The organism is Pseudomonas sp. Q1, from assembly GCF_009935975.1.
Taxonomy (GTDB): domain Bacteria; phylum Pseudomonadota; class Gammaproteobacteria; order Pseudomonadales; family Pseudomonadaceae; genus Aquipseudomonas; species Aquipseudomonas palleroniana.
This window is the reverse complement of sequence record NZ_QODI01000001.1, coordinates 494115-520082: the sequence shown is the minus strand read 5'-3', so window position 1 is coordinate 520082 and position 25968 is coordinate 494115. Positions and strand designations below refer to the sequence as shown.

Here is a 25968-nt window from a genome sequence, read left to right as displayed (position 1 = left end):
AGCAGGCCCGACCGGCTCACCACAATCCAGGGTCATTGCAGCGGCATCACCGTCACCCGCACCTCCGGGTCATGGCTCCCCCCTCCCAGAATCACCCCTCGCAACGGCGATACATCCGAGAAATCCCGGCCCCAGGCCAGGGTGATGTGCTCCAGTGCCGGCTGCACATTGTTCGTCGGATCGAAATCCACCCAGCCCGACACCGGGCAATACACCGAAACCCAGGCATGGGACGCGTCCGCGCCGATCAGACGCGGCTGCCCCGGCGGTGGCTGGGTCAGCAGGTAGCCGCTGATGTAGCGCGCCGCCAGGCCCCGCGAGCGCAGGCAGGCGAGCATCAGGTGGGCAAAGTCCTGGCAGACGCCGCGGCGGCGCTCCAGCACTTCCACCAGGGGCGTGGCGACCTGGGTGGCTTCGGCATCGAACGTGAACTCACTGAAGATCTTCTCCATCAACGCTTGCGTCCCCAGCAGCAACGGCATGCCTGGGGGGAAACAGCTTTCGGAGAACTCAACGAAGGTTTTCTTCAAGTGCACGTAAGGCGATTCAAAGCGATAGCGGCAGGCTTCGATCAGTGGCGCCGACATCGGCTGGCTGCTGTAGGTCAGGCTGTCACGGGTCTGATCCCAGGCGGGTGACTGCTCAAAGTCCAGCGCCGGCCGCGCCAGCACCTCTACGGTCAGCCCGGCATTCACCAGCAGCTCGTCATGAGGCCGTTCGAACGCGAGACGGGTGATCGGGTTGCCGAACACGTCCAGCTCATCCCGCCGCGAAGACGGCTGCGGGCTGATATCCAGTTGCTGCGAACTGCAGCGCTGCCAGGCGCAGGGCCTGGGCCACAAGTGTGCCAATTGCTGAGCCAGGGACACCGGGCTGTCATAGTGGTAATGGGTATCATGGAAAATCTGGTAGCGCGCACTCATCACACCGACACCGTTTGTTGGCTGACATCATCCACATGGGCAAAGTGACGCAACGCCAGGCGATCCGACACCTGCCCACTCTCATCGGCCACCGCCTGCAGCAGGTCGGCCAGGCCGTCCAATGCGGCGCGTACGCTGGACTCGCCGAACAGCGGGTTCTCCAGGCAGCCCAGGTCAAACCGCGTCAGGCGCTCCACCAGAGGCCCGAGGCCGGTTTCCCGTGGCACCCCGAAGTCATCGTTGAGACGGCGCAGGGTACGGCTCACCAATTTGAGCTGGAACAGCACGGCATGGGGGTTCTGCTCATCCAGCAGCAACAAGTCGAGCACCGGAATCAATTGCGGCACCGCCAGGTAGCGAGAACGATAGGTGATGCTGCTGTTACCCAGCTCCAGCAACCATTCCAGCCCCGCCTGATCGAACACCGCCATACCGCGCAGGAACGCCGCGAGGCTGCTGCTCAGAAATTGCAGGCGCTCGATGCGCCGCCCCATCATCAAGAAGCGCCAGCCTTCGTCGCGAGTCATATCGTCCAGGGCAAACCCGGACAGCGCCGCCAGCGACATCACCAAACGGTTGAGGAAGTCCAGCAGCTCGCCGAAGTCCGGCGCTTCGCTTTCCAACTCCAGCGCTTCGCGTTGCAGCTCCACCAACGCCTGCCAGTTTTCCCGCGACAACTTACCGCGCACCTGGGACGCCGCCCACTGCAAACGCTGCAGATTGGCGCGCAGGCTCGACGGCCAGTCATCGCCCAGCAAGGCCGCCAACAGGCGCTCAGGCAACTCACCCTCCTCCGGCAACAAGTGCAGGCTGTCACCCAGCTCGACCGCCGCCTGCAACGCCCGCGGATCGTCACCGTCGACATAGCGCGCCAACACGATGCGCAGCCAGCGCGCGCTGTTATCACAGCGCTCGCAATAACGACCAAACCAGAACAGGTTCTCCACCACCCGCGACGGCAGATAAGGATCGCGGCGCACCAGGTCATGCACACCGATCGCCCGCTGTGCGCGCCAATGCTCGCCCCCGGCGGCGCGTTCGCCGAGCACCCAGGTGTCTTTGCTCGCGCCACCGCGCTGCATCGACACCACTTCGGCATCCGCCTCGGCCGCCACGCGGGTCAGCCCGCCCGGCAGCACGCGATAACCTTCCTCACTCGCCACGGCGTAGACGCGCATGCCAATGGCGCGGTGTTGCAGGTGGTCATCCACGGTATGCCACACCGGAGCCTGGGACAGTTGCGCCAACTCCTGGGCGACATACGCATAGGGTCGCGCACGCATGCGTTCGGCCAGGGCTTCGCGTTGTTCGTCGTTCAAATCACGCCCGAAGACCGGGGTGAAACTTTGCGAAGGAAACGCCGGTTTGATCAGCAGTTCCGGGAGTTTCTCCAAGGCTTTTGCGAGCACCGGCCCCTCACCGCACCACCAGGTGGCGATGGACGGCAGGATCAATGCTTCGCCAAATAAAAACTCGTTGATCTTCGGCAAAAAGCCGAGCAGGCCTGGGGACTCCAACACACCGCTGCCCAACGCATTGGCGACCAATACGTTGCCCTGGCGCGCCGCATCCAGCAGGCCGGGCACGCCGAGGGCCGAGTCGGTGCGCAATTCCAGCGGGTCGCAGAAGTCGTCATCCAGCCGGCGCATGATGGCGTGCACCCGGCGCAGGCCACTGAGGGTTTTGAGGAACACCGTGCTGTCACGCACGGTGAGATCACCGCCCTCCACCAGCGGGTAACCGAGCTGGCGCGCAAGGTAGAGATGTTCGAAATAACTTTCGTTGAAGCGCCCCGGCGTGAGCAACACAATCAGCGGCGGCTGGTCATCGCCAGGCGCCTGGCGAGCCAGGGTTTCCTGCAGGGTGCGGAAGAAACCGGTGAGGTGCTGCACTTGCAGATCGCGGTACAGGTCCGGGAACGCACGCGACACGATAGTGCGGTTTTCCAAGGCATAACCCGCACCCGACGGCGCCTGGGTGCGGTCGGCGGTGACCCACCAGCGGCCATCCGGCGTACGCGCCAGGTCCACCGCATACAGGTGCAGGAACGTCCCCTGCGGCGGCTGGATACCCTGGCACGGCCACAGGAAGTTGTTATGCCCGAACACCAGCTCGGCCGGAAGCAAGCCTTCCTTGATCAAGCGTTGCGGGCCGTAGAGATCGGCCAGCACGGCATTGAGCAAGCGCGCGCGCTGGGCGATCCCCGCAGCGAGGTGCTGCCATTCATCGGCAGCCAGCACATGGGGCAGCAGATCCAGTTCCCACGGGCGGTCGGCGCCCTTGGGGTCGGCGTAGACGTTGTAGGTCACGCCGTTTTCCTGGATCTGCCGGGTCAACAGCGCCTGACGCTGGGCCAGTTGCGCAGGCGTACTGCGTTGCAAGTGGTCGAGCAGGCGCTGCCAATGGGCACGCACCGCGCCGCTGTCATCCAGCAATTCGTGATAAGTGCCCGCAGTCAGCGGGTAACGGTCGAGCAAGTCGGACATGGAACGCTCGGCAGGGCAAAGGGGGTCAAAGTCACCGCAGTCTAATGTGGACAGGGTTTGTGTGGCGAGGGAGCTTGCTCACGCTGGGCTGCGTAGCGGCCCCGGAGATCCCGGGAGCGCTTCGCACTCCAGCGGGAGCAAGCTCCCTCGCCACACAAGCGCCGTCTCATAGTTGATCCGCGTCAGTCATTTTTATTGGGAAAACGCCGCAAATCCAGGGTCATCGGTAACTCATCGTTGATGACCACCGGCGGTACAGGGAGCTTGCCCGGACTATGGCCAAGACGGAAAAACCGCGCCATGCGCCGGCTCTCGGCTTCGTTGGCGTTCACCGGCAAGCTGTCGTAATTACGCCCGCCCGGGTGGGCCACATGGTATTGGCAGCCGCCGAGGGAGCGTTGCATCCAGGTGTCGAGCAGGTCGAACACCAGCGGCGCATGCACCGGGATGGTCGGTTGCAGGCAGTTGGCCGGTTGCCAGGCGCGGTAACGCACGCCGGCGACAAATTCACCGACTCGCCCGGTGGCTTGCAGCGGTACCGCAATACCGTTGCAGGTCAGCAGGTAGCGTTGCGGCGCCAACCCGGTGAGTTTCACTTGCAGGCGTTCCAGCGACGAATCCACATAGCGCACCGTACCGCCCGCCGCGCCCTCTTCGCCCAGCACGTGCCAGGGTTCGAGGGCCTGGCGCAGTTCCAGCTCGATGCCACCGACCGCGTAGTCGCCGACCTTGGGGAAACGAAACGCCAGATGCGCCGCAAACCATTCGGCACGCAGCGGATAACCGGCGGCATTCAGCTCGACGATCACATCGGCAAAGTCCTGCTCGATAAAGTGCGGCAACAGGAAACGGTCATGCAGCTCGGTACCCCAGCGCGCCAGTTTCGGCGGCGCATAAGGTTCGCGCCAGAAACGCGCAACCAAGGCGCGCAGCAGCAGTTGCTGAGTCAAGCTCATGCGCGCATGGGGCGGCATCTCAAAAGCGCGCAGCTCCAGCAGGCCCAGGCGGCCAGTGGCACCGTCGGGCGAGTAAAGTTTGTCGATGCAGAATTCCGCGCGGTGGGTGTTACCCGTCACGTCGATCAGCAGGTTGCGCAGCAGGCGATCGACCAGCCACGGCGCGCACTCTTCGCCGGGCGCCGGCATTTGGGCGAAAGCGATTTCCAGCTCGTACAGCGCGTCGTTACGCGCCTCGTCGACCCGCGGTGCCTGGGAGGTCGGGCCGATGAACAACCCGGAAAACAGGTAGGACAGCGAAGGGTGGTTGTGCCAGTAGCTGATCAGGCTGCGCAGCAGATCCGGCCGGCGCAGGAACGGTGAATCCTTGGGCGTTGCGCCGCCCATGACAAAGTGGTTACCGCCACCGGTGCCGGTGTGGCGCCCGTCGATCATGAATTTTTCGGTGGTCAGGCGGGTTTGTCGCGCCTCTTCGTAGAGGAATTCGGTGCGCTCCACCAACTCGTCCCAGGTGGCGGAAGGTTGCACGTTGACCTCGATCACACCCGGGTCCGGCGTGACGCGAAAGTTGCTCAGGCGCATGTCAAACGGCGGCTCGTAACCTTCCAGCAGTACGGGGCAATGCAACTCTTCGGCGGTGGCTTCGATGGCGGCCACCAGCTCCAGGTAATCCTCGACGCGCTCCAGCGGCGGCATGAACAGGTACAGGCGCCCGCCCCGCGCTTCAGCACACAGCGCGGTGCGGGTCAGCCAATCGGCGGACTCATCCACTGTGGGCACGCGCTCGTCGCCAGGCGCGGGCTCGTCGTGACTCTTCAGTTGCGCAGGCGTCGGCAGCTCCGGTTGATCCTGATTGGGGTCAACCGGATGCACGAAGGGATACTCCGCCGCGCTCACCCATGGTTGCGACGCCAATGGCAGGCGGTAGCCGAGCGGCGAGTCCCCCGGCACCAGCCGACAGTGGTTATCGCGCAAGTACCAGCGCCCGCTCTGCCAACGATCATTGGCCGCCGTGCGCGCCAGCGGCAGCACGTGGCCGATGACTTTATCCAGGCCCTGGCTGAAGACTTTGCGCAGGCGTTCGCGCTCCAGCTCATCGCTCAGGCGCGGATCCTGGGCGGTGACGTTTTGCGGCAGCGCGCCCTCGCGCCACAGGTAGTAGAAGTTGTCTTCGAAGGCCGGGAACACGAAACGCGCAGGCAGCTTGAGGCGCTCGGCGACGCTGGCCAGGAAGCGCCCGGCCAGCGCCTCGTCGGCGCCGTAGTCCTGCTGTTCATCGGCGATCAGCGCAGGGTTGTGCCAGATCGGCACCCCGTCGCGGCGCCAGTAACAGTTGAGCGACCAGCGCGGCAGTTGCTCGCCGGGGTACCACTTGCCCTGCCCGAAGTGCACCAGCCCCGTCGGCGCGTAGTGCTTGCGCATGCGCTGGAACAGCTCGGCAGACAGGCGCCGCTTATTCGGCCCCAGCGCGGCGGTGTTCCACTCGGCACCGTCGGGGTCGTCGATGGAGACAAAGGTCGGCTCGCCGCCCATGGTCAGGCGCACGTCATCCTTGAGCAGGTCACTGTCGATCTGACGGCCCAGCGCCTGGATCGCCAGCCACTGCTCTTCGGTGTAGGGCTTGGTCACCCGTGGCGCTTCCCAAATGCGCTCCACCGACATTTCATGGGTGAATTCGCACTCGCACGGTTCCACCAGCCCACTGATCGGCGCGGCAGAGGATGGGTCGGGACTACAAGCCAAAGGAATATGACCTTCACCGGCGAACAACCCGGAAGTGGCATCCAGGCCGATCCATCCTGCACCGGGCAAATACACTTCGCACCACGCATGCAGGTCGGTGAAGTCCACGTCGGTGCCGGACGGGCCGTCGAGGGCTTTGACGTCGGCGGTCAGTTGGATCAGGTAGCCGGACACAAATCGTGCCGCCAGCCCGAGGTTGCGCAGCAATTGCACCAGCAGCCAGGCCGAGTCGCGGCACGAACCGGAAGCGTTTTCCAGGGTGAACTCCGGGGTTTGCACACCGGGTTCCATACGGATCAGGTAAGCGATATCGCTAGCCAACCGCTGATTGAGCGCCACCAGGAAGTCCACCGCCGGCAGCGGCGTACGGTCGATGCCGGCCAGGTAGGCGGCAAACGTCGGCGTCAGCGGCAGGGTTTCCAGGTATGGCGCCAACTCGCGCTGCTCGTCGGCGGCGTAGCTGAAAGGGATTTTTTCGGCATAGGGCTCAAGGAAAAAATCGAACGGGTTGAACACTGCCATCTCGGCGACCAGGTCCACTTCGATACGCAGCTCGTCAGTTTTTTCCGGGAACACCAGCCGCGCCAGGTAATTGCCCTGGGGGTCTTGCTGCCAATTGATGAAATGCTGCTCGGGCAGCACTTTCAGCGCGTAGGACAGTATCCGCGTGCGGCTATGGGCCGCCGGACGCAAACGCACGATCTGCGGGCCGAGTTCTACCGCACGGTCGTAGCGGTAATGGGTGACGTGGTGCAACGCGACATGAATCGACACGGCGGCCTCCTGCGAGCCAGGGCATGGAAACAAAGCGCGCAAGACTTATGCCAGAGCAGCGGTCATTGCGCTTTATCGTAGGACCCGGTGCAGTACAGCACCAAAACGGCGCCCAGGTGAGTGCCGTGGTGCGAGGCTCGCACATAATTGTGGCGAACCTGCGAAGACAGGTGGCGAATCTACCCAGTCAATGGTTTTTGCGTTGGGCGATCATGGTTTCACGCAGGTGACGGACCTCGACCAGCTTCTGGCGCATTTCACGGTGGCGTTTGCTGTTGAGCAATAACAACCCCATCAGCGGGAAAAACACTCCCGAGCCGTAAGCCAGCGCATGAAGGTGATACTGAATCATCGGCAATACAAACAGCAGACAGCCGCCCAGGTAAACCGCCATCAGGCCAGTGGCCCAGGTGCGTCCGCGCGCAATCATGACGTTGCTGAATACGATCACGACTACCAGCAGCAGGATCAGCAGCCCGGAGTAGCTGGACTTGAGCGCCGGATCAGCGTCGCGCCAATAAGTCACCCCTGCCATGGACACAGCAGACGAACCGGAAAAGATCGCCATGAAGATCGTGCCCATGAAAACCGGAAAATAGCGGCGCAGGAAGGCCGCCATGTCGGGAAAGCCGCTCATTCCGTCAGGTCCTCGTACAAGCCGATCGCCAGGGTACTGGCGGTGCCCACGTTACCGCTGCGATAGCTGCCCACGATACCCAGCAGGCCGCCCAGCGCATCCTTCATCTGGGTGAGGGTGGCGTGACGAATTTCGGTGGACGTATAGCTCTTGGTCAATTTGCCCGCGCGCTGCTGCAACTTGAGCAACTTGGGCGTGAGGCTGGGATCGCGCAGGCTTAACAGCTCCTTGGTCAGCTTTTTACGCTCCTGACGGCTCAAGCCCTTGAGCAACTGGTACCAACTCTTGCCAAGCGCGGCGGCCTTGTTGGCCTTGAGCAGTTTCACGGTTGTGAGCGCGCCGGTCCCGATACCCACCAATGAGACCGCATCGAGCACGGGGGAAACGGCGTTGTACCACTCGGTATCGTCCAAGCGATCGTTAGCGTCGGGGTCAAGAATCTCGTTGTAGGTGCGCGCTACACCGAACCCACATTGCGCACTGCCGGCCAGCGCCGCCGTCACGCCAATGCCGACCACAAAAGCGCTGGCACCCGCCGTGAACGGCACCGCAACGCTACCGCTGAACACCACAATCCAGCCGATCACGGCGGCGCCGCAGGACAAGCCCATGTCGAACACCTCTTTCCTCAGGCGCTCTTCTCGCGGGTCGGTCTTCACCTGCTCGACAAACTGAGCTGGCGCGATGTACTTCTGCGCCTCACGGATAATGACGCGCTTGGGCTTGATGCTGCAGATGGGCTTGAATTCACGCAGGGTCACGACATTAAAGTCGGCGTCGATGTACACGACACCCGCGCCGACAATGCCGGGGTCGGCGTCAATGGCCGCAAACAGGCGCGGCAGGTTGATCTGGCTTTCGATGCGCTGGCGGGCCATGAACTGGGAGCGGTTGAAGTCCATGCCGATGCTGGCCAGGGGGTTGCCCATGGGTGTTCTTCCTTGAAAAGAGGGGGGTGACTGGACTGACGCTATCGGGGGCAAGCCCCCTCCCACCCTTTGATGTGTGAACCCGATCCAATGTGGGAGGGGGCTTGCCCCCGATGACGGTTCAATGGGCGACACCTTAACAAACAGGCTACCCAACGCCTAGAAAGCAAAACGCCAGCACGAGGCTGGCGTTTTGCGTTTCAGGCTGCGATCAACGCGGTACGACCGGCTTGCGGGCAGGCTTCTTGCCTTTGCCCTTGGCCGCATCGGTGCGCTCCTTGGCGGCCTGCTTGTTGCGCGCCTGGGCCGCGGCCTTGGCTTGCTCGCGCTTGTCCCACGGGTTGCTGCCGTCGCTGCCACGCGGTGGCAGGCCGGTGTGCTGGGTCAGGACCCTGGTGGTGGTGTCCTTGGCGACCTTGTGGCTGCCTGCCGGTGTCGAGTTCTTGCGACGGGCGCTCTGGTAGCTGTCGGTAGCCGGTTGATGCAGCGGGATCAGTTGGTCCTTGCCCGGCCCGATCAGGTCGGCACGGCCCATGCGGGTCAATGCCTCACGCAGCATCGGCCAGCCTTTCGGGTCGTGGTAACGCAGGAACGCCTTGTGCAGGCGGCGCTGCTCCTCGCTCTTGACGATGGTCACCGCGTCGCTCTTGTAGGTGACCTTGCGCAGCGGGTTCTTGCCCGAGTGGTACATCGCCGTGGCCGTGGCCATCGGTGACGGGTAGAACGCCTGCACCTGGTCGGCGCGGAAGCCGTTGCCCTTGAGCCACAGGGCCAGGTTCATCATGTCTTCATCGGTGGTGCCGGGGTGAGCCGCGATGAAGTAAGGAATCAGGTACTGCTCCTTGCCCGCTTCCTTGGTGTACTTCTCGAACATGCGCTTGAACTTGTCATAGCTGCCAATGCCCGGCTTCATCATCTGGTTGAGCGGACCTTCCTCGGTATGCTCCGGGGCGATCTTGAGGTAGCCGCCGACGTGATGGGTGACCAACTCCTTGACGTACTCCGGCGACTCGACGGCCAGGTCGTAACGCAGGCCGGAGGCGATCAGGATCTTCTTCACACCCGGCAATGCACGGGCGCTGCGGTACAGCTGGATCAACGACGAATGGTCGGTGTTCAGGTTCGGGCAGATGCCCGGGAACACACACGATGGCTTGCGGCACGCAGATTCGATTTCCGGGCTCTTGCAGGCGATGCGGTACATGTTCGCGGTCGGGCCGCCGAGGTCGGAGATCACTCCGGTAAAGCCGGGAACCTTGTCGCGGATCTCTTCGATCTCGCGAATGATCGACTCTTCGGAGCGGTTCTGGATGATGCGACCTTCGTGCTCGGTGATCGAGCAGAACGTGCAGCCGCCGAAGCAGCCACGCATGATGTTCACCGAGAAACGGATCATGTCGTAGGCCGGGATTTTTTCCTTGCCATACGCCGGGTGCGGGATACGTGCGTAAGGCATGCCGAACACGTAGTCCATTTCTTCGGTGGTCATCGGGATGGGCGGCGGGTTGAACCACACGTCCACTTCACCGTGCTTCTGCACCAGGGCGCGGGCGTTGCCCGGGTTGGTCTCCAGGTGCAGCACGCGGTTGGCGTGGGCGTAGAGCACGGCGTCGTTGCGCACCTTTTCCACCGAGGGCAGGCGGATCACGGTCTTGTCGCGGGTCATCTTCGGGCTGGCCAGGATCTGCACAACCTTGGCCTCCGTCGGATCCTCAACCGGCCCCTTTTCCTGCTCGATGGCGCAAGCCTGGGTGTCCTGGGTGTTCACGTACGGGTTGATGATCTTGTCGATCTTGCCCGGACGGTCGATACGGGTGGAGTCCACTTCGTACCAGCCCGCCGGTGTATCACGGCGTATGAATGCGGTGCCGCGTACGTCGGTGATGTCTTCGATCTTGTGGCCCCACGACAGGCGCTGGGCAACCTCGACGATCGCCCGCTCGGCGTTGCCGTACAGCAGGATATCGGCGCTGGCGTCGATCAGGATCGAGTTGCGCACACGGTCCTGCCAGTAGTCATAGTGGGCGATGCGGCGCAGGGACGCTTCAATGCCGCCGAGCACGATCGGCACGTGCTTATAGGCTTCCTTGCAACGCTGGCTGTACACCAGGCTTGCACGGTCCGGGCGCTTGCCGGCCATGCCGCCGGGAGTGTAGGCGTCGTCGGAGCGGATTTTCTTGTCGGCGGTGTAGCGGTTGATCATGGAGTCCATGTTGCCGGCCGCGACGCCGAAGAACAGGTTCGGCTCGCCGAGCTTCATGAAGTCGTCTTTGGACTGCCAGTTCGGCTGGGCAATGATCCCGACGCGAAAGCCCTGGGACTCCAGCAGCCGGCCGATGATCGCCATGCCGAACGACGGATGGTCAACGTAGGCATCACCGGTGACGATGATGATGTCGCAGGAATCCCAGCCAAGCTGATCCATCTCCCCCCTGCTCATCGGCAGGAACGGCGCTGGACCGAAACACTCGGCCCAGTACTTGGGATAGTCAAATAACGGCTTGGCTGTTTGCATGACGGTGACCGGTGTTGAGATGAAAAAACTGCGATGAAAAATCGCGGGCGCGAAATATAGCACAAATTTTGACCAATTCCGACGATAACGGTCGGAATTGAGCAGATGGCTTATTCGTCGTCGTCGAAATTGTAGCTACCCGGCGCGAGGTTCTCGAAGCGGGTGTATTTGCCGATAAACGCCAGGCGGATAAATCCGATAGGACCGTTCCGCTGCTTGCCGATGATGATCTCGGCAATGCCCTTGTGCTCGGTTTCCGGGTGATACACCTCGTCGCGGTAGACGAACATGATCACGTCGGCGTCCTGCTCGATCGCTCCGGATTCGCGCAAGTCGGAGTTCACCGGACGCTTGTTGGGACGTTGCTCCAGGGAGCGGTTGAGCTGGGACAGCGCCACCACCGGGCAGTTGAATTCCTTGGCCAGGGCTTTCAAGGACCGGGAGATTTCAGAAATCTCGTTGGTACGGTTGTCGCCGCTGGAGCCTGGGATCTGCATCAACTGCAGGTAGTCGATCATGATCAGGGCGATGTCACCGTGTTCACGCACCAGGCGCCGCGTACGCGCACGCATCTCGGAGGGGCTGATGCCCGCGGTGTCGTCGATGAACAGCTTGCGATCGTTGAGCAGATTGACCGCCGAGGTCAGGCGTGGCCAATCGTCATCTTCCAACTGGCCGGAACGTACCTTGGTCTGGTCGATACGCCCCAGCGACGAGAGCATCCGCATGACCAGCGATTCGCCTGGCATCTCCAGGGAATACACCAGGACGGTCTTGTCGCTGCGCAACACGGCGTTTTCCACCAGGTTCATCGCAAAGGTGGTCTTACCCATGGATGGACGGCCGGCGACGATGATCAAGTCGGCAGGTTGCAGGCCGCTGGTTTTCTCGTCGAGGTCGGTGTAGCCGGTGGAAATACCGGTAATGGCGGCATCGGTATTGAACAGGGTGTCGATGCGATCGATGGCCTTGGTCAACAGCTCGTTGACGCCTACCGGGCCGCCGGTCTTGGGGCGTGCCTCAGCAATCTGGAAGATCTGGCGCTCGGCCTCATCCAGAATCTCTTCGGCGGTACGCCCTTCGGGGTTGAACGCACTGTCGGCGATTTCGGTGCTGATACCGATCAATTGACGCAGAGTGGCCCGCTGGCGAACGATCTGGGCATAGGCCTTGATGTTGGCGACGGACGGCGTGTTTTTCGCCAGTTCACCCAGGTAACCGAGGCCGCCAACCTGGGAGGTCTGGCCTTCCTTGTCGAGTTGTTCGGCCAGGGTTACCACGTCGATCGGCGAGTTCTGATCGGCCAGCTTGGCGATGGCGCGGAAGATCAAGCGGTGGTCATGCCGATAGAAATCACCGTCCGAGACTTGATCCAGCACGCGTTCCCAGGCGTTGTTGTCCAGCATCAAGCCACCGAGCACGGCCTGTTCGGCCTCGATGGAATGCGGCGGCACCTTCAGGGCAGCGGTTTGCAGATCGTATTGCTCAGGAGCTGAAATATCGTTCATGGCCACTTGGAATTGGGGGTCTGTAGAAAAACAAAAGGCACGACCTGTAAACAGGATCGTGCCCGATGTTAACCGCCCGGCACACGAGGTGCCAGCCAGTTAGGTGCGACTTAAGCTGCTACCACGACAACGCGTACGGTGGCTTCAACTTCAGCGTGCAGGTGCACAGCTACGTCGAATTCGCCTACGTTGCGGATGGTGCCGTTCGGCAGACGAACTTCGCTCTTCTGCACTTCAACGCCCGAGGCGGTCAGTGCATCAGCGATGTCGTGGGTGCCGATCGAACCGAACAGCTTGCCTTCGTCACCGGCGGTGGCAGTGATAGTCACTTCCAGCTCAGCCAGTTGGGCAGCGCGAGTTTCAGCCGAAGCTTTTTTGTCTGCTGCTGCTTTTTCCAGCTCAGCACGACGCTCTTCAAACGCAGCCAGGTTGGCAGCGGTTGCAGCGGTGGCTTTGCCGTATGGCAGCAGGTAGTTACGACCGTAGCCGGCCTTAACGTTCACTTTGTCGCCCAGGTTGCCCAGGTTGGCGACTTTTTCCAGAAGGATCAGTTGCATGTGAAAATCCTCTAACTTTTAACCTTCACCGTTCGCGTTATCGGCGTCTTTCGGCGCCAGACGACCGCGAAAATCAATCAGGCCGTCGACAATGGCCAAAACCACGAGTAACGGATAGATCAGCTGCATGAACAGCAACAGCGTGACGTACAACCCCACCAGCCAGAACCTGGCCAGGCGCTTTCGCGCAACCAGCCCATGAATCAGGGCCAGTCCGGCAAACACCAGCGGTACGCTGCAAATCGGCGCCAGCAAGGCCATCTGAGGACCGAAGTTCGGCCCGACAACCATGCACGCCAGCAGCAACATCGCCGGCCCCGTCGGGATTCTGATACTGCGAAATTCGCGACCAAAACCACCCGGGTTGTACAACAACGCCTGCCAGTAACGCCCAAGAATCAGGCTCATAACGCTGACAACCTGCAACAATGCCGCAATCAGGCCGGTCAGGACCGGGGCAATCAGTGACACAAACCGCGCTCGCTCATCTACCGACAATTGCTGGTAGATATCCCCGAGGGCCAGCGGCAGGATCTTGACGATCTCTTGTGCCAGCGCCTCGATCTGTGGGCGGAAAGCCGCGCCAAGCATCACCGAGTACACCAAACCCAATGCCACGCTGACCAGCAGCGTACGGACCCAGGACTCACTTGCGCGCAAAACCAACGCAAGGCTCGATGACCCCAGCAGTACCAGAAGTACCCGTGGATCACCCAATTGCAGCCACCAGATCAAGGCCGGCAACAATCCCAGGGCAAGAACGCCAACGGCGTCCTTCAAACCGCGCCGCAGGAGCACAAGGCAGCCTGCAGCAGCACCCAACCAATAAAACAACGGCAATGCCGCAAAGCCAGCCACTACCAGAGTGGCCTGCACACGGCCGCGCATGATGAACTCAGCTAAGGCGCGCATGCATTCAATCCCTTACTACTTGTCGACTGCCCGGTCTCAGCGGCCGTGGCTGTCGGTGTAGGCCAGCAGGGCCAGGAAGCGGGCGCGCTTGATAGCGGTGGCCAGCTGACGCTGATAACGAGCTTTGGTACCGGTGATACGGCTTGGAACGATTTTGCCGGTCTCGGATACGTAGGCTTTCAGAGTGTTGAGATCTTTGTAATCGATCTCTTTCACGTCTTCAGCGGTGAAGCGGCAGAATTTACGACGACGGAAGAAACGTGCCATTTGATAGGCTCCTTAAAAGGTCCGTGGATTACTCGTCAGCGTTATCGCTGTTGTCGCTGTCATCACTGTCAGCGCTATCAGCGCCTTCGTGCTCAGGACGGTCGCGACGCTCACGGCGCTCACTGCGGTTTTCTTCAGCCTTGAGCATCTCGGATTGGCCGGTAACGGCTTCTTCGCGACGGATGACCAGGTTACGGATCACTGCATCGTTGTAGCGGAAGTTGTCTTCCAGCTCGGCCAGGGCCTTGCCGGTGCACTCAACGTTCAGCATCACGTAGTGAGCCTTGTGAACATTGTTGATTGCGTAGGCCAGTTGACGACGGCCCCAATCTTCCAGACGGTGGATTTTGCCGCCGTCTTCTTCGATCAGCTTGGTGTAACGCTCAACCATGCCGCCGACTTGCTCGCTTTGATCCGGGTGGACCAAAAAGATGATTTCGTAATGACGCATGAATGCTCCTTACGGGTTGTAGCCTGCCGCTCAAAAACGGTCAGACAAGGAGTGAATGACACTTATGGATCTTGCCGCACGGAGGCACATCGGTGCCTGCCAGGAAGGCAAGGGGCGCAATTGTAGAGAAGGGGGAGAAAGCGCGCAAGGTGATTGGTGATTATTTGAACAATCTTCCATACACCCCAGAATAACTGTGGGAGGGGGCTTGCTCCCGATGACAGAGTATCAGTCACTGCATCTGGCGACTGTCACACCGCTATCGGGAGCAAGCCCCCTCCCACAGTTTGGATCCAGGCCCGGCTCGAGATTACTTCTTGGTTTTAGCCTTCGCGCCACGCTGACGCTGGGCCTCGAACAGGCACACACCCGTCGCGACCGACACGTTAAGACTGCTGACGCTACCGGCCATCGGCAAATGCACCAGGTAATCGCAATGCTCACGGGTCAGGCGGCGCATGCCCTTGCCTTCGGCGCCCATGATCAAGATGGTCGGGCCGGTGAGGTCCTGGTCATAAATACTGACCTCGGCCTCCCCTGCCGTACCCACCACCCACAGGCCACGCTGCTGGAGTTTTTCCAGGGTACGCGCCAGGTTGGTCACGGCCACCAGCGGAATAACTTCCGCCGCGCCACAGGCGACTTTACGCACGACCGGCGTCAAGGTAGCCGACTTGTCCTTAGGCACGATCACCGCCAGCGCACCGGCGGCATCTGCCGAGCGCAGGCAAGCGCCGAGGTTGTGCGGGTCGGTCACGCCGTCCAGCACCAGCAGCAGCGGCGCACCTTCGGTGCGGTCGAGCAGTTCATCCAGCATCGCTTCGCCCCAGACCTGGCTCGGACTGACGTCCGCGACCACACCCTGGTGCACACCTTCCACCCACGCATCCATCTCACGACGCTCAGCCTGGCCGATGGCGACGCGGTTTTCGTTGGCCAACTCGACCAGCGTTTGCACACGCGGCTCACTGCGGCCTTCCGCCAGCCACACTTGTTTGACGCGCTTGGGATGGTGACGCAGCAGTGCTTCTACGGCGTGCACGCCGTAGATTTTTTCCAGACTCATGACTTGGCCTTAGGTTTGCGCGACCCACTGCTCTTTGCAGGAGCCGAACCCGTCTTGGACGGGCCTTTACGATGTTTACTGGTCTTGCTCGACGAGCTTTCCGGCCCACGCGACTTACCGCCCGACGCCGGTTTACCACCGCTTTTGGCTTCGTTGAGCAACTGCTGCTTCAACTCGCGACTCTTGCGTACCTCAGCGTTTTTAGCCGCGGCATCGCTTGGGCGGTAGGCTTCGGAGACCTTGTCCTTGCTGGAAGAACGACGGCCGGCCTTGGCGGACTCAGGCTCGGCGGCTTTCGCAGGAGCACTTTTGCCTTTGGAGGCTGGCGCCGGGGTATCACCCCCACGTTTTTTGCGACTGCCCGGTGATTCGGCGGGTTTGTCAGACATGCCGAAGTCGATCTTGCGCTCGTCGAGATCAACGCGCATGACCTGCACTTCCACGGTGTCGCCCAGACGGAAACTGCGACCGGTACGCTCACCCGCCAGGCGGTGATGCACAGGATCGAAGTGATAGTAGTCACCTGGCAAGGCGGTCACGTGCACCAGGCCCTCGACGTAGATGTCGGTCAGCTCGACGAACAAACCAAAACCGGTCACGGCCGTGATCACGCCAGGGAACGACTCGCCCACGCGATCCTTCATGAACTCGCACTTGAGCCAGTTCACCACGTCGCGGGTCGCTTCATCGGCACGACGCTCGCTCATGGAGCACTGCTCGCCCAACTGTTCCAGGGCCGCTTCGTCGTACGGATAGATGCGCGCCTTCGGAATGGTCATCGCACCGGCGCGCTTGACGTGCGGAGTGTTCTGCTTGGAGTGGATCACGCTGCGGATCGCCCGGTGCGTCAGCAGGTCCGGGTAACGGCGGATCGGCGAGGTGAAGTGGGTGTACGCCTCGTAATTCAGACCGAAGTGCCCCTGGTTGTCGGCGCTGTACACCGCCTGACTCAGCGAGCGCAGCATGACGGTCTGGATCACATGGTAATCCGGACGATCTTTGATGCCGGCCAACAAAGCCTGGTAATCCTTCGGCGTCGGGCCGTCCTTGCCTTTATGCAGGGACAGGCCTAGCTCACCGAGGAACGCGCGCAGTTTTTCCAGTCGCTCAGGTGGCGGGCCATCGTGCACACGGTACAGCGCAGGGATTTCATGCTTTTTCAGGAATTCGGCGGTGGCCACGTTGGCCGCCAGCATGCATTCCTCGATCAGCTTGTGCGCATCGTTACGCGTGGTCGGGGTGATTGCGGCGATCTTGCGCTCGGAACCGAAGACAATCCGGGTTTCCTGGGTTTCAAAATCGATCGCGCCACGGGTATGACGTGCACCCAGCAACACCTTGTACAGCGCATACAGCTGCTTGAGGTGCGGCACCACGCCAGCGTATTCGGCACGCAGGGCCTTGGCTTCGCTGGTCTTCGGTGTTTCCAGGATGGTGCTGACCTTGTTGTAGGTCAGGCGCGCCTGGGAATGGATCACCGCTTCGTAGAACTGGTAATCGGTCATTTCGCCGGTTTTCGAGATAGTCATCTCGCACACCATGGCCAAACGGTCGACTTTCGGATTCAGCGAGCACAGGCCGTTGGACAGCTGCTCAGGCAGCATCGGGATCACGCGCTCGGGGAAGTAAACCGAGTTGCCGCGTACCTGGGCTTCATTGTCCAGCGCCGAGCCGATCTTCACATAGCTGGATACGTCGGCAATCGCCACGTACAACTTCCAGCCGCCGGAGAACAGACGCAGCTTGCCGGGCTTGGCTTCGCAGTAGACCGCATCGTCGAAGTCGCGGGCATCTTCGCCGTCGATGGTGACGAACGGCAGATGGCGCAGATCGATGCGTTTCTCTTTGTCCTTTTCTTCCACTTCAGGCTTGAGCTTGCCGGCTTCCTTGAGCACAGCCTCAGGCCAGACGTGAGGAATATCGTAGGTACGCAGCGCGACATCGATTTCCATGCCCGGCGCCATGTAGTTGCCGACCACTTCAACGATATCGCCCTGTGGCTGGAAGCGCGCCGTTGGCCAGTGGGTGATTTTCACCTCAACGAACTGACCGACCTTGGCGGCGCCATTGCGGCCGGGGGTAATCAGCACTTCCTGCTGAACCTTCGGGTTATCCGGTACAACGAAGCCGATACCGCCTTCTTCGAAATAACGGCCGACGATGGACTCGTGGGCACGCGATACGACCTCGACGATCACGCCTTCACGGCGACCGCGACGGTCCAGGCCGGACACGCGCGCCAGGGCACGGTCGCCATCGAATACCAGACGCATTTGCGCCGGGCTCATGAACAGGTCGTCGCTGCCGTCATCCGGGATCAGAAAGCCGAAACCGTCACGGTGGCCGGCAATACGGCCCAGGATCAGGTCGAGCTTGTCCACCGGCGCGTAAGTACCACGGCGGGTGTAGATCAGTTGTGCGTCGCGCTCCATGGCACGCAGGCGGCGGCGCAGCGCTTCGAGTTGGTCTTCGGTGGTCAGACCGAACTCTTCAACCAATTGCTCGCGGCTAGCAGGCGAACCCCGATCGGCGAGATGCGCCAGGATCAGTTCGCGGCTAGGAATAGGGTTTTCATATTTTTCCGCTTCACGAGCGGCCTCGGGATCGAGGGACTGCCAATCGGCCATTAGAGAGTTTTCACCTTGTCTATATGAGGGTTAGTTTGGCATACGCGTATTGAAACGGGAAATTTCAGGTTTCAACAAGCGTTTAAAAGCCTTTTGCAGCCCCTGACGGCTACCTTGCACGACCATTGGCGAAATTTTCCAGGTTTTTTTCATCGCAGGGGTTTACAGCCAAAAAATCGCTCCGTATAGTGCGCGCCATCGACGACGGCAACGTTGTTGATGCTGCCCAGGTGGTGAAATTGGTAGACACGCCAGCTTCAGGTGCTGGTGATCGCAAGGTCGTGGAAGTTCGAGTCTTCTCCTGGGCACCAAATTCAGATCAAACCCGCGAAAGCGGGTTTTTTCGTTTCAGGCCTTTGATTTTTAACGGGAATATTGATTTATATTTTTGTTATCAGGGGTTTACAGATCAAAAAGCCCTCCGTATAGTTCGCTCCATCAACAGCGCAAGCGCTGCTGATAATGCCCAGGTGGTGAAATTGGTAGACACGCCAGCTTCAGGTGCTGGTGACCTTACGGTCGTGGAAGTTCGAGTCTTCTCCTGGGCACCAAATTCAGATCAAACCCGCGAAAGCGGGTTTTTTCGTTTCTGACGTTCGAAAATATTCCCAACAGCTCATTCTCCAGTGCCGGGGTGCCAGCATCTGCGCTGACACCCCCGGATGCACCTGAGCCACTAGGCCCGGAACTGCCCCAGGCTCGCCTTCAATTGCGCCGCCAACCCGTCCAGCACCTTGCCGCTGGCGGTGGTTTCTACCACTGCCTGCGCGGCACGCTCCGCCTGCGCATGGATCACCTCGACCCGCCCCCGTACCGCATGAGCACCCTGGGCCTGGTGCTCGGCCGCACGCGTCGCCAAACCGATCGCCGCATGCACCTGCTCAACCGACACCTGTACGGTCTGCTGCAAGCGCACACTGTCGCGCAACACCAGCAGCCCCTCGCTGGCCTGGCGCCCTGCCTTGCCGATGGTTTCCACCGCCTCACGCGCGCCCTGCTGCAACGCCACGATATGGGCCTGGATGTCACCGGTGGAGCTTTGGGTTTTACTGGCCAATGCCCGCACCTCATCTGCCACGACCGCAAAGCCGCGTCCGGTCTCTCCGGCCCGCGCCGCCTCGATTGCGGCGTTGAGCGCCAACAGGTTGGTCTGCTCGGCAATCCCGTGGATCACCGTCAGTACCACCTCGATCTGCTCACTCTGCTGCGCCAACCGCTCGATCACCTGGGAACCGGCCTGCACTTGCCCCGCCAAGGCCTCGATCAAGTTACCGACTTGCGCGGAAGTCCGCGAGTTCTCATCCGTGGCCTGACGAATATCCACTACCTGCTGCAACGCTGCCTGCATCGCATGGCTTTCGGCCTGAGCCTCATCCGCCATCTGCGACAGCGCGCGCAAGCTCTCGGCCACTTCGTCGCGCTGCAAACCAGCCGCCGCATCAGCACCGGCATTGCGCTGGGTCATGGCTCCGATTTCCACGCCGGTTCGCTGAGCCACATCGCCCGCCTCGCGCACAATCGGCTGCAACTTGTCGACAAAGCGATTGACCGCCGAGGCCATGGCGCCGATTTCGTCCTGGCTATTGATTTGCACACGTTTGGTAAGATCCCCCTCGCCCGCCGCCAAGTCATCCATGGCCGCAATCAGCAACTTCAAGCGATTGACCACACGACGCCCCAGCACGATAGCGATCAGCAGCAACACGCCGAAACCAACCAGCGCCAAGCCCATGCCGATGCGCCAGCGCAAGGTGCCGGCGGCGTCCTGCACAACGCTGGCGGTGTTGGCGCTCATCTGGGTGGCCGTGGCTTGCGCGGATTGCAAGCGGGCCCCCATGGCGGCAGCGCTGTCAGCCGCCGCCCCCTTGAGACTGTCGCCCACCAACTGGTCGCCACTGGCGATCAGGGCTGCGAAGCGCTTATCCAGCGCAGCCAGATCCGCCTCCACTGCAGCGGTGGAAACCCCCATGCGCACCTTGCCGATTTCCACACCGTTGGGGCTGATGGACGCTTCGACATAGAACACTGACGGATCATCTTTCGCCGCATCCAGCACTTTATCCAGCGCGCGCTCACCCCTGCCCTTTTCCAGCAGCGCCTGGTTGATCGGGTTTTCGCGATTGAGGTAGCGGGTCAAATGCTCGCCCGCCGCGTCGTCATAGACCACGAACAGTACGTTGGGATTGCGCTGGGCACGCCGGGCGAACTCCGACAGCGTCGGCACGTCACTGTCCCACATGGCGCGGGGCGCCACCGAGGCCAGCAGTTGCGCCATGTCATTGGCGGAGTCCTTCAGGTCTTTTTCCAGGGTCGCACGCAGTTGCTTCTGCTCTTCCTGCAGTCGGGTTGAAAGCCCCACTGTCAGGCGCTGACGGGTATTGGTCGACAAGCTGTCCAGGCTGGACGTGACTTCCTTACCGGCCTGGGCCAACTCGCCAGACAGCTTCTGGCTATCGACCCCCAGCCGATTGCCCAAATCAGCCTCAAGCGCAGTGACGGTGCTCCGCGTCAGAGCGACGGCCACCAGCACTTGCACCAAAAGAGCGATACCAAGAGTAACGAACACCGGCCGCAACAGACGGCTTTGTAACAATGAGAGAACGGCAGACATCGAGAATCCCTCCACCCTGGGTGCCATTAATCTGATGGCGCCGCGAAAGGAAGAAGCGAAGCAAGGGCCGTGCCGTTCGCCCGTCACAAACGACAAAGGGCTCCCGAAGGAGCCCTTTGCTTTTTACATCAACAGCTTATTAAGCGAACGGATGACGCAGAACGATGGTTTCGTTGCGGTCAGGGCCCGTCGAAATAATGTCGATCGGTGCGCCAATCAGCTCTTCCACGCGCTTGATGTAAGCGCGGGCATTGGCCGGCAGCTCTTCCAGGGTCTTGGCACCCACGGTCGATTCGGTCCAGCCCGGCACTTCTTCGTACACCGGCTGCAGGCCCACATAGCTGTCGGCGTCAGTCGGGGCAACGCTATTGCCATCTGCATCTTTGTAGCCAACGCAGATATTGATGGTTTCCAGACCATCGAGTACGTCCAGCTTGGTCAGGCAGATGCCCGAGATGCTGTTCACGTCGATAGCGCGACGCAGGATAACGGCATCGAACCAGCCGCAACGACGGGCACGCCCGGTGGTCGCACCGAACTCGTGACCTTGCTTGGCCAGGTGTGCACCGACTTCGTCGAACAGCTCAGTCGGGAACGGACCCGAACCGACACGCGTGGTGTAGGCCTTGGTGATGCCCAGGATGTAGTCCAGGAACATAGGCCCCACGCCCGAACCCGTTGCAACGCCACCTGCGGTGGTGTTGGAACTGGTCACGTACGGATAGGTACCGTGGTCGATGTCCAGCAGCGAACCCTGGGCGCCTTCGAACATGATGTCTTTACCGGCGCGACGCAGCTCGTGCAGCTCGGCAGTCACGTCCAGCATCAACGGCTTGAGCAGCTCGGCGTATTCCTTGCACTCAGCCAGGGTCTTGTCGAACTCGATCGCCGGCTCTTTGTAGTAACCCACCAGCATGAAGTTGTGGTAATCCACCAGCTCACGCAGCTTGTCTTTAAAGCGCGGCATGTTGAGCAGGTCGCCCACACGCAGGCCACGGCGTGCGACCTTGTCTTCATAGGCCGGGCCGATACCGCGACCGGTGGTACCGATCTTCAGCTCGCCACGCGCCTTTTCACGAGCCTGGTCCAACGCAACATGGAAGGACAGGATCAGCGGGCAGGACGGGCTGATACGCAGGCGCTCGCGCACCGGTACGCCTTTCTCTTCCAGCTTGGTGATCTCACGCAGCAAGGCGTCAGGTGCAACCACCACACCGTTGCCGATCAGGCACTGCACGCCTTCGCGCAGCACGCCCGACGGGATCAGGTGCAAGACGGTTTTTTCGCCATCGATGACCAGAGTGTGGCCAGCGTTGTGGCCACCTTGGTAGCGCACTACGGCGGCAGCATGTTCGGTCAGCAGATCAACGATCTTGCCTTTGCCCTCATCACCCCACTGGGTGCCCAGGACTACGACATTCTTACCCATAACACTTGTCCTCATTCGCGCAAACTTGGTGCCGGCAATAGCCGGCAGGAAAACTCAAGAAGCCAGTGGCGATACTTGCCAAAGCCCGTTCTGCAGAATCAATTGCCGGTCACAGTCCGCTTCACGGGCGGCGGCCAATGGCTGCCCAGGCAACGCCTGGACGACACGCTGACCCTCACCGCGCAACTGGCAAACCTGCTGCCAGAGTGCTGCGTCCGTACTGTCGGGCATCCAGATGCCACCAGACGGCAGCTCGACCTCAGCACGCCCCAGGGTCACCAGGGTTTTCAAATCGGTGGAAAAGCCAGTCGCCGGGCGGGCTCGACCGAAGTCGGCGCCAATGTCGTCATAACGACCGCCCTGGGCGATGGCCTGGCCAACACCCGGGACAAATACGGCGAACACTACACCGGTGTGGTAGTGGTAGCCGCGCAATTCACCCAGGTCGAAGTACAGCGGCAACTGCGGGAAGCGCGCCGACAACTGCTCGGCAATTGCCAGCACGTCGTCCAGTGCAGCCAGTACGGGCGCCGGCGCATTGGCCAGGCGCTCACGCGCAGCCACCAGCACTTCACGGCCACCGCACAGGTTCACCAGCGCACGCAGCATGTCGGCCAGGTCGGCAGGCACGCCAGCGGTCAGGGCAATGACTTCATCGATAGCCTTGCGTTGCAGGGCATCGAACAACTGTTGTTCCACTTCACCGGACAAACCGGCCGCACGGGCCAGGCCCCGGTAGATACCGACATGCCCCAGGTCCATGTGGACATCCGGCACATCAGCCAGTTGCAGCATGGCCAGCATCAAGCTGATCACTTCAACGTCGCTGCTTGGACTGGCATCGCCGTACAACTCGGCACCCAGCTGGATCGGGCTGCGGGAAGACGACAAGGCACGAGGCTGCGCGTGCAGCACGCTACCGGCGTAACACAGACGGCTCGGGCCTTCGCGACGCAGGGTGTGCGCATCGATACGCGCCACTTGCGGCGTGATGTCGGCACGGAAACCCATTTGCCGGCCTGATTGCGGGTCGATGACCTTGAAGGTGCGCAAATCCAGGTCCTGGCCCGCGCCGGTCAGCAGGGATTCCAGGTACTCGATATGAGGGGTGACGACAAACTCGTAACCCCAGCTCTGGAACAGATCCAACACCTGGCGACGCGCTACTTCAATGCGCGCAGCTTCCGGTGGCAGTACTTCTTCGATGCCATCTGGCAGCAGCCAGCGGTCTACCGTTGCCATTACGCCATTCCCCTATGATCCGGGCGGCCAGCCCTCGGCCGAGCCTTGAGTGAAGCAGAAAATACCCGCCGCCTGCATAAACCACGCGCAAGAGCGACGTGACGATCGGCCTGCCAGCGGCCTCGTCGGGCACTTTCCTCGAAAAACCTGTCACGCCTGCCGAATCAAACATGCAGACGCAAAAAAGCCGGGAATTTCCCGGCTGCCGCATCATACACCCGTTTTCTGAAAGGATCACCCCGCCAGGCGTTTTAGCCGCCCGACGGAGTAAGTCCTACACAGCAACGCGCTGATTACTTGGCTTTTTCCAGGTAGCGGAAGAACTCGCTACTTGGGTCCAGCACCATGACGTCGGTTTTGTTTGCGAAGCTTTCACGGTAGGCACGCAGGCTACGGTAGAACGCGTAGAACTCCTGGTCCTGCCCATAGGCCTTGGCGTAGATCGCCGCGGCTTGAGCGTCGCCATCACCACGGGCCTCTTCAGACTCGCGATAGGCTTCCGCCAACAGTACACGGCGCTGACGGTCGGCATCCGCACGGATACCTTCGGCCAACTCGTTACCCTTGGCACGGTGCTCGCGGGCTTCACGCTCACGCTCGGTGCTCATGCGCTCGAACACGCTGCGGTTCACTTCCTTCGGCAGATCGATGGCCTTGACCCGAACATCGATCACTTCAATGCCCAGCTCTTTTTCCGCCATCGTGTTCAACGAGCGCGTGATATCAGCCATCAGCGCATCACGTTCACCGGACACCACCTCGTGCAGGGTGCGCTTACCAAACTGGTCACGCAGGCCCGATTCCAGGCGGCGCGACAAACGCTCGTCGGCAATCTGCTTGAGGCCGGAGGTCGCAGTGTAGAAACGCTCGGCATCCTTGACGCGCCACTTGGCATAGGCGTCAACCATCACGGCTTTCTTTTCCAGGGTCAGGAAGCGTTGCGTCGGTGCATCCAGGGTCATCAGGCGGGCGTCGAACTTGCGCACCTGGTTGACGTAAGGAACCTTCACATGCAGGCCTGGCTGGACGTCCGCCTGCACCACGCGACCGAATTGCAGCAACACCGCACGCTCGGTCTGAGACACGATGTAGAAGCAGTTCCAGGCAGCGATGACCACGACGACGCCCACAATCAGGGCGGTCAGCGATTTATTGCTCATCAACGACTCTCCCTGGTACGTGTTTGCTGTTGCAGCAAGTCAGCGGCCGAACGGGCGCTCGCTTCGTTGGCAGCAGCCGTCGAACCGGTAGACGGCGCGTTGGTGCCGCTACGGCCACCTTCGATCATCTTGTCCAGCGGCAGGTACAACAGGTTGTTCTGCCCACCTTTGTTGCCGGTCACGAGAACCTTGCTGGTGTTGCTGAAGACTTCCTGCATGGTGTCCAGGTACAAACGCTCACGCGTGACTTCCGGAGCCTTGCGGTACTCGGCAACCAGCTTGGTAAAGCGATCTGCCTCACCCTTGGCGCGGGAAACCACTTCGTCACGGTAACCGTTGGCATCCTCAAGGATACGCTGGGCCTGACCACGGGCTTCCGGCACGACGCCGTTGGCATAGGTTTCAGCCTGGTTGCGCGAACGCTGCTCGTCTTCACGGGCGCGGATCACGTCGTCAAAGGCTTCCTGCACTTCACGCGGTGCCGCTGCGCTCTGCACGTTCACCTGAGTGACGGTGATACCGGTGCGATAGGTATCGAGGAACCGTTGCAGGCGCTCCTTGATTTCGCTGGCCATCAACTCACGCCCTTCGGTCAGCACCTGGTCCATCGCAGTGGACCCCACCACATGGCGCAGGGCGCTTTCGGTTGCGTGCTGCAGGCTGATCTCAGGCTGGTCGACGTTCAGCACGAAGTCCTGCAGGTTGCTGATCTTGTACTGCACGGTCAGCGGCACTTCGACGATGTTCTCGTCTTCGGTCAGCATCTGGCCCTGCTTGGTGTAGGCACGCTCACGCGTGACGTTCTCCATGTACTTCTTGTCGATCGGCGGGAAGTAGATATTCAGGCCCGGCCCTACCGTCTCGTAGTACTTGCCGAAGCGCAGCACGACAGCCTGCTCCTGCTCGTCGACTACGTAGACCGCGCTGTACAGCCATACGGCCGCCAGCACGACAAGACCCAGGCCCAGCAGGCCATAGCCGCCACCCTTGCTTGTGCGACCGCCGTCGTCACCACCACTTTTTTTCCCACCACCGAACAACCCATTCAGGCTTTCCTGCAGCTTTCGGAAGGCCTCGTCGAGATCCGGCGGCCCCTTGCGGTCGCCATTATTGCGGCGCTTACCACCCCAAGGATCCTGATTATTCGAGTTGCCACCCGGCTCATTCCAAGCCAT

Annotated in this window: 17 protein-coding genes, 2 tRNA genes and 2 pseudogenes; 2 read left to right on the top strand and 19 right to left on the bottom strand. The window is 61.3% G+C overall.

Annotated elements, in window-relative coordinates:
• Positions 1-32: 32 nt before the first annotated feature.
• The 13 genes from DK870_RS02170 to rnr form a co-directional block, all read right to left on the bottom strand.
• Entirely contained in the window at positions 33-923 is an 891-nt protein-coding gene (locus DK870_RS02170) for a transglutaminase family protein (RefSeq protein WP_060755089.1), read from the bottom strand.
• Positions 923-3409: a circularly permuted type 2 ATP-grasp protein gene (locus DK870_RS02165; RefSeq protein WP_161547775.1), complete on the bottom strand. Its 2487-nt coding sequence runs from the start codon at positions 3407-3409 to the stop codon at positions 923-925. Before DK870_RS02165 ends, DK870_RS02170 begins: the two co-directional genes overlap by 1 nt.
• 182 nt (positions 3410-3591) lie before the next feature.
• Complete coding sequence (locus tag DK870_RS02160; RefSeq protein WP_161547774.1) at positions 3592-6882, bottom strand: transglutaminase family protein; 3291 nt, start codon at positions 6880-6882, stop codon at positions 3592-3594.
• 187 nt (positions 6883-7069) lie between these two features.
• A complete protein-coding gene (locus tag DK870_RS02155; RefSeq protein WP_161547773.1) occupies positions 7070-7519 on the bottom strand; it encodes a hypothetical protein in 450 nt (149 codons plus the stop codon).
• Positions 7516-8448: a hypothetical protein gene (locus DK870_RS02150; RefSeq protein WP_060755093.1), complete on the bottom strand. Its 933-nt coding sequence runs from the start codon at positions 8446-8448 to the stop codon at positions 7516-7518. The genes DK870_RS02155 and DK870_RS02150 overlap by 4 nt, the downstream gene beginning before the upstream one ends.
• 211 nt (positions 8449-8659) lie before the next feature.
• The gene (locus DK870_RS02145; RefSeq protein WP_161547772.1) at positions 8660-10963 is read right to left on the bottom strand and encodes a YgiQ family radical SAM protein; all 2304 of its coding nucleotides are present in this window, start codon (positions 10961-10963) and stop codon (positions 8660-8662) included.
• 110 nt (positions 10964-11073) lie between these two features.
• Positions 11074-12471: a replicative DNA helicase gene (dnaB, locus tag DK870_RS02140; RefSeq protein ID WP_060755095.1), complete on the bottom strand. Its 1398-nt coding sequence runs from the start codon at positions 12469-12471 to the stop codon at positions 11074-11076.
• Positions 12472-12581: 110 nt separating this feature from the next.
• The gene (rplI, locus tag DK870_RS02135; protein WP_003171376.1) at positions 12582-13028 is read right to left on the bottom strand and encodes a 50S ribosomal protein L9; all 447 of its coding nucleotides are present in this window, start codon (positions 13026-13028) and stop codon (positions 12582-12584) included.
• 18 nt (positions 13029-13046) lie between these two features.
• Entirely contained in the window at positions 13047-13940 is an 894-nt protein-coding gene (locus tag DK870_RS02130) for a hypothetical protein (RefSeq protein WP_060755096.1), read from the bottom strand.
• A 36-nt stretch (positions 13941-13976) separates the two neighbouring features.
• The gene (gene rpsR, locus DK870_RS02125) at positions 13977-14207 is read right to left on the bottom strand and encodes a 30S ribosomal protein S18 (protein ID WP_002551829.1); all 231 of its coding nucleotides are present in this window, start codon (positions 14205-14207) and stop codon (positions 13977-13979) included.
• Between the two features lie 28 nt (positions 14208-14235).
• Positions 14236-14658, bottom strand: coding sequence for a 30S ribosomal protein S6 (rpsF, locus tag DK870_RS02120; RefSeq protein ID WP_003236224.1), 423 nt, complete (start codon positions 14656-14658; stop codon positions 14236-14238).
• 310 nt (positions 14659-14968) lie between these two features.
• Positions 14969-15724 carry a 23S rRNA (guanosine(2251)-2'-O)-methyltransferase RlmB gene (rlmB, locus tag DK870_RS02115; RefSeq protein ID WP_161547771.1) on the bottom strand — a complete coding sequence of 252 codons (756 nt, stop codon included), beginning with the start codon at positions 15722-15724 and terminating at the stop codon, positions 14969-14971.
• Entirely contained in the window at positions 15721-18351 is a 2631-nt protein-coding gene (rnr, locus tag DK870_RS02110; protein WP_161547770.1) for a ribonuclease R, read from the bottom strand. Before rnr ends, rlmB begins: the two co-directional genes overlap by 4 nt.
• Positions 18352-18575: 224 nt before the next feature.
• Here rnr and DK870_RS02105 point away from each other — a divergent pair.
• Both DK870_RS02105 and DK870_RS02100 read left to right on the top strand, forming a co-directional pair.
• Positions 18576-18662, top strand: a tRNA-Leu gene (locus DK870_RS02105).
• A 153-nt stretch (positions 18663-18815) separates the two neighbouring features.
• Positions 18816-18902: transfer RNA gene (locus tag DK870_RS02100), tRNA-Leu, on the top strand.
• A gap of 125 nt (positions 18903-19027) precedes the next feature.
• On the opposite strand, the pseudogene DK870_RS29905 reads toward DK870_RS02100, so the two are convergent.
• From DK870_RS29905 to hflK, 6 genes and pseudogenes are all read right to left on the bottom strand, one after another.
• A pseudogene (locus DK870_RS29905) lies at positions 19028-19543 on the bottom strand (methyl-accepting chemotaxis protein); the annotation flags it as partial.
• A gap of 342 nt (positions 19544-19885) precedes the next feature.
• Positions 19886-20083: pseudogene (locus tag DK870_RS29900) on the bottom strand (HAMP domain-containing protein); the annotation flags it as partial.
• A gap of 1018 nt (positions 20084-21101) precedes the next feature.
• Positions 21102-22391: an adenylosuccinate synthase gene (locus DK870_RS02090; RefSeq protein WP_161547768.1), complete on the bottom strand. Its 1290-nt coding sequence runs from the start codon at positions 22389-22391 to the stop codon at positions 21102-21104.
• Between the two features lie 54 nt (positions 22392-22445).
• Positions 22446-23633, bottom strand: coding sequence for an ATP phosphoribosyltransferase regulatory subunit (locus tag DK870_RS02085; RefSeq protein WP_060755101.1), 1188 nt, complete (start codon positions 23631-23633; stop codon positions 22446-22448).
• A gap of 293 nt (positions 23634-23926) precedes the next feature.
• Positions 23927-24793, bottom strand: coding sequence for a protease modulator HflC (gene hflC / locus DK870_RS02080; protein WP_060755102.1), 867 nt, complete (start codon positions 24791-24793; stop codon positions 23927-23929).
• Positions 24793-25968: an FtsH protease activity modulator HflK gene (gene hflK, locus DK870_RS02075; protein WP_090367136.1), complete on the bottom strand. Its 1176-nt coding sequence runs from the start codon at positions 25966-25968 to the stop codon at positions 24793-24795. Before hflK ends, hflC begins: the two co-directional genes overlap by 1 nt.

Bases quoted from the DNA above. Each gene is read 5' to 3' on its own strand.
- DK870_RS02150 (WP_060755093.1), bottom strand. From the start codon at position 8,448: ATGGGCAACCCCCTGGCCAGCATCGGCATGGACTTCAACCGCTCCCAG.
- DK870_RS02090 (WP_161547768.1), bottom strand. From the start codon at position 22,391: ATGGGTAAGAATGTCGTAGTCCTGGGCACCCAGTGGGGTGATGAGGGC.
- DK870_RS02170 (WP_060755089.1), bottom strand. From the start codon at position 923: ATGAGTGCGCGCTACCAGATTTTCCATGATACCCATTACCACTATGAC.
- DK870_RS02130 (WP_060755096.1), bottom strand. From the start codon at position 13,940: ATGCGCGCCTTAGCTGAGTTCATCATGCGCGGCCGTGTGCAGGCCACT.
- DK870_RS02155 (WP_161547773.1), bottom strand. From the start codon at position 7,519: ATGAGCGGCTTTCCCGACATGGCGGCCTTCCTGCGCCGCTATTTTCCG.
- rpsR (WP_002551829.1), bottom strand. From the start codon at position 14,207: ATGGCACGTTTCTTCCGTCGTCGTAAATTCTGCCGCTTCACCGCTGAA.
- hflC (WP_060755102.1), bottom strand. From the start codon at position 24,793: ATGAGCAATAAATCGCTGACCGCCCTGATTGTGGGCGTCGTCGTGGTC.
- rplI (WP_003171376.1), bottom strand. From the start codon at position 13,028: ATGCAACTGATCCTTCTGGAAAAAGTCGCCAACCTGGGCAACCTGGGC.
- hflK (WP_090367136.1), bottom strand. From the start codon at position 25,968: ATGGCTTGGAATGAGCCGGGTGGCAACTCGAATAATCAGGATCCTTGG.
- rnr (WP_161547770.1), bottom strand. From the start codon at position 18,351: ATGGCCGATTGGCAGTCCCTCGATCCCGAGGCCGCTCGTGAAGCGGAA.
- DK870_RS02085 (WP_060755101.1), bottom strand. From the start codon at position 23,633: ATGGCAACGGTAGACCGCTGGCTGCTGCCAGATGGCATCGAAGAAGTA.
- dnaB (WP_060755095.1), bottom strand. From the start codon at position 12,471: ATGAACGATATTTCAGCTCCTGAGCAATACGATCTGCAAACCGCTGCC.
- rpsF (WP_003236224.1), bottom strand. From the start codon at position 14,658: ATGCGTCATTACGAAATCATCTTTTTGGTCCACCCGGATCAAAGCGAG.
- rlmB (WP_161547771.1), bottom strand. From the start codon at position 15,724: ATGAGTCTGGAAAAAATCTACGGCGTGCACGCCGTAGAAGCACTGCTG.
- DK870_RS02145 (WP_161547772.1), bottom strand. From the start codon at position 10,963: ATGCAAACAGCCAAGCCGTTATTTGACTATCCCAAGTACTGGGCCGAG.
- DK870_RS02165 (WP_161547775.1), bottom strand. From the start codon at position 3,409: ATGTCCGACTTGCTCGACCGTTACCCGCTGACTGCGGGCACTTATCAC.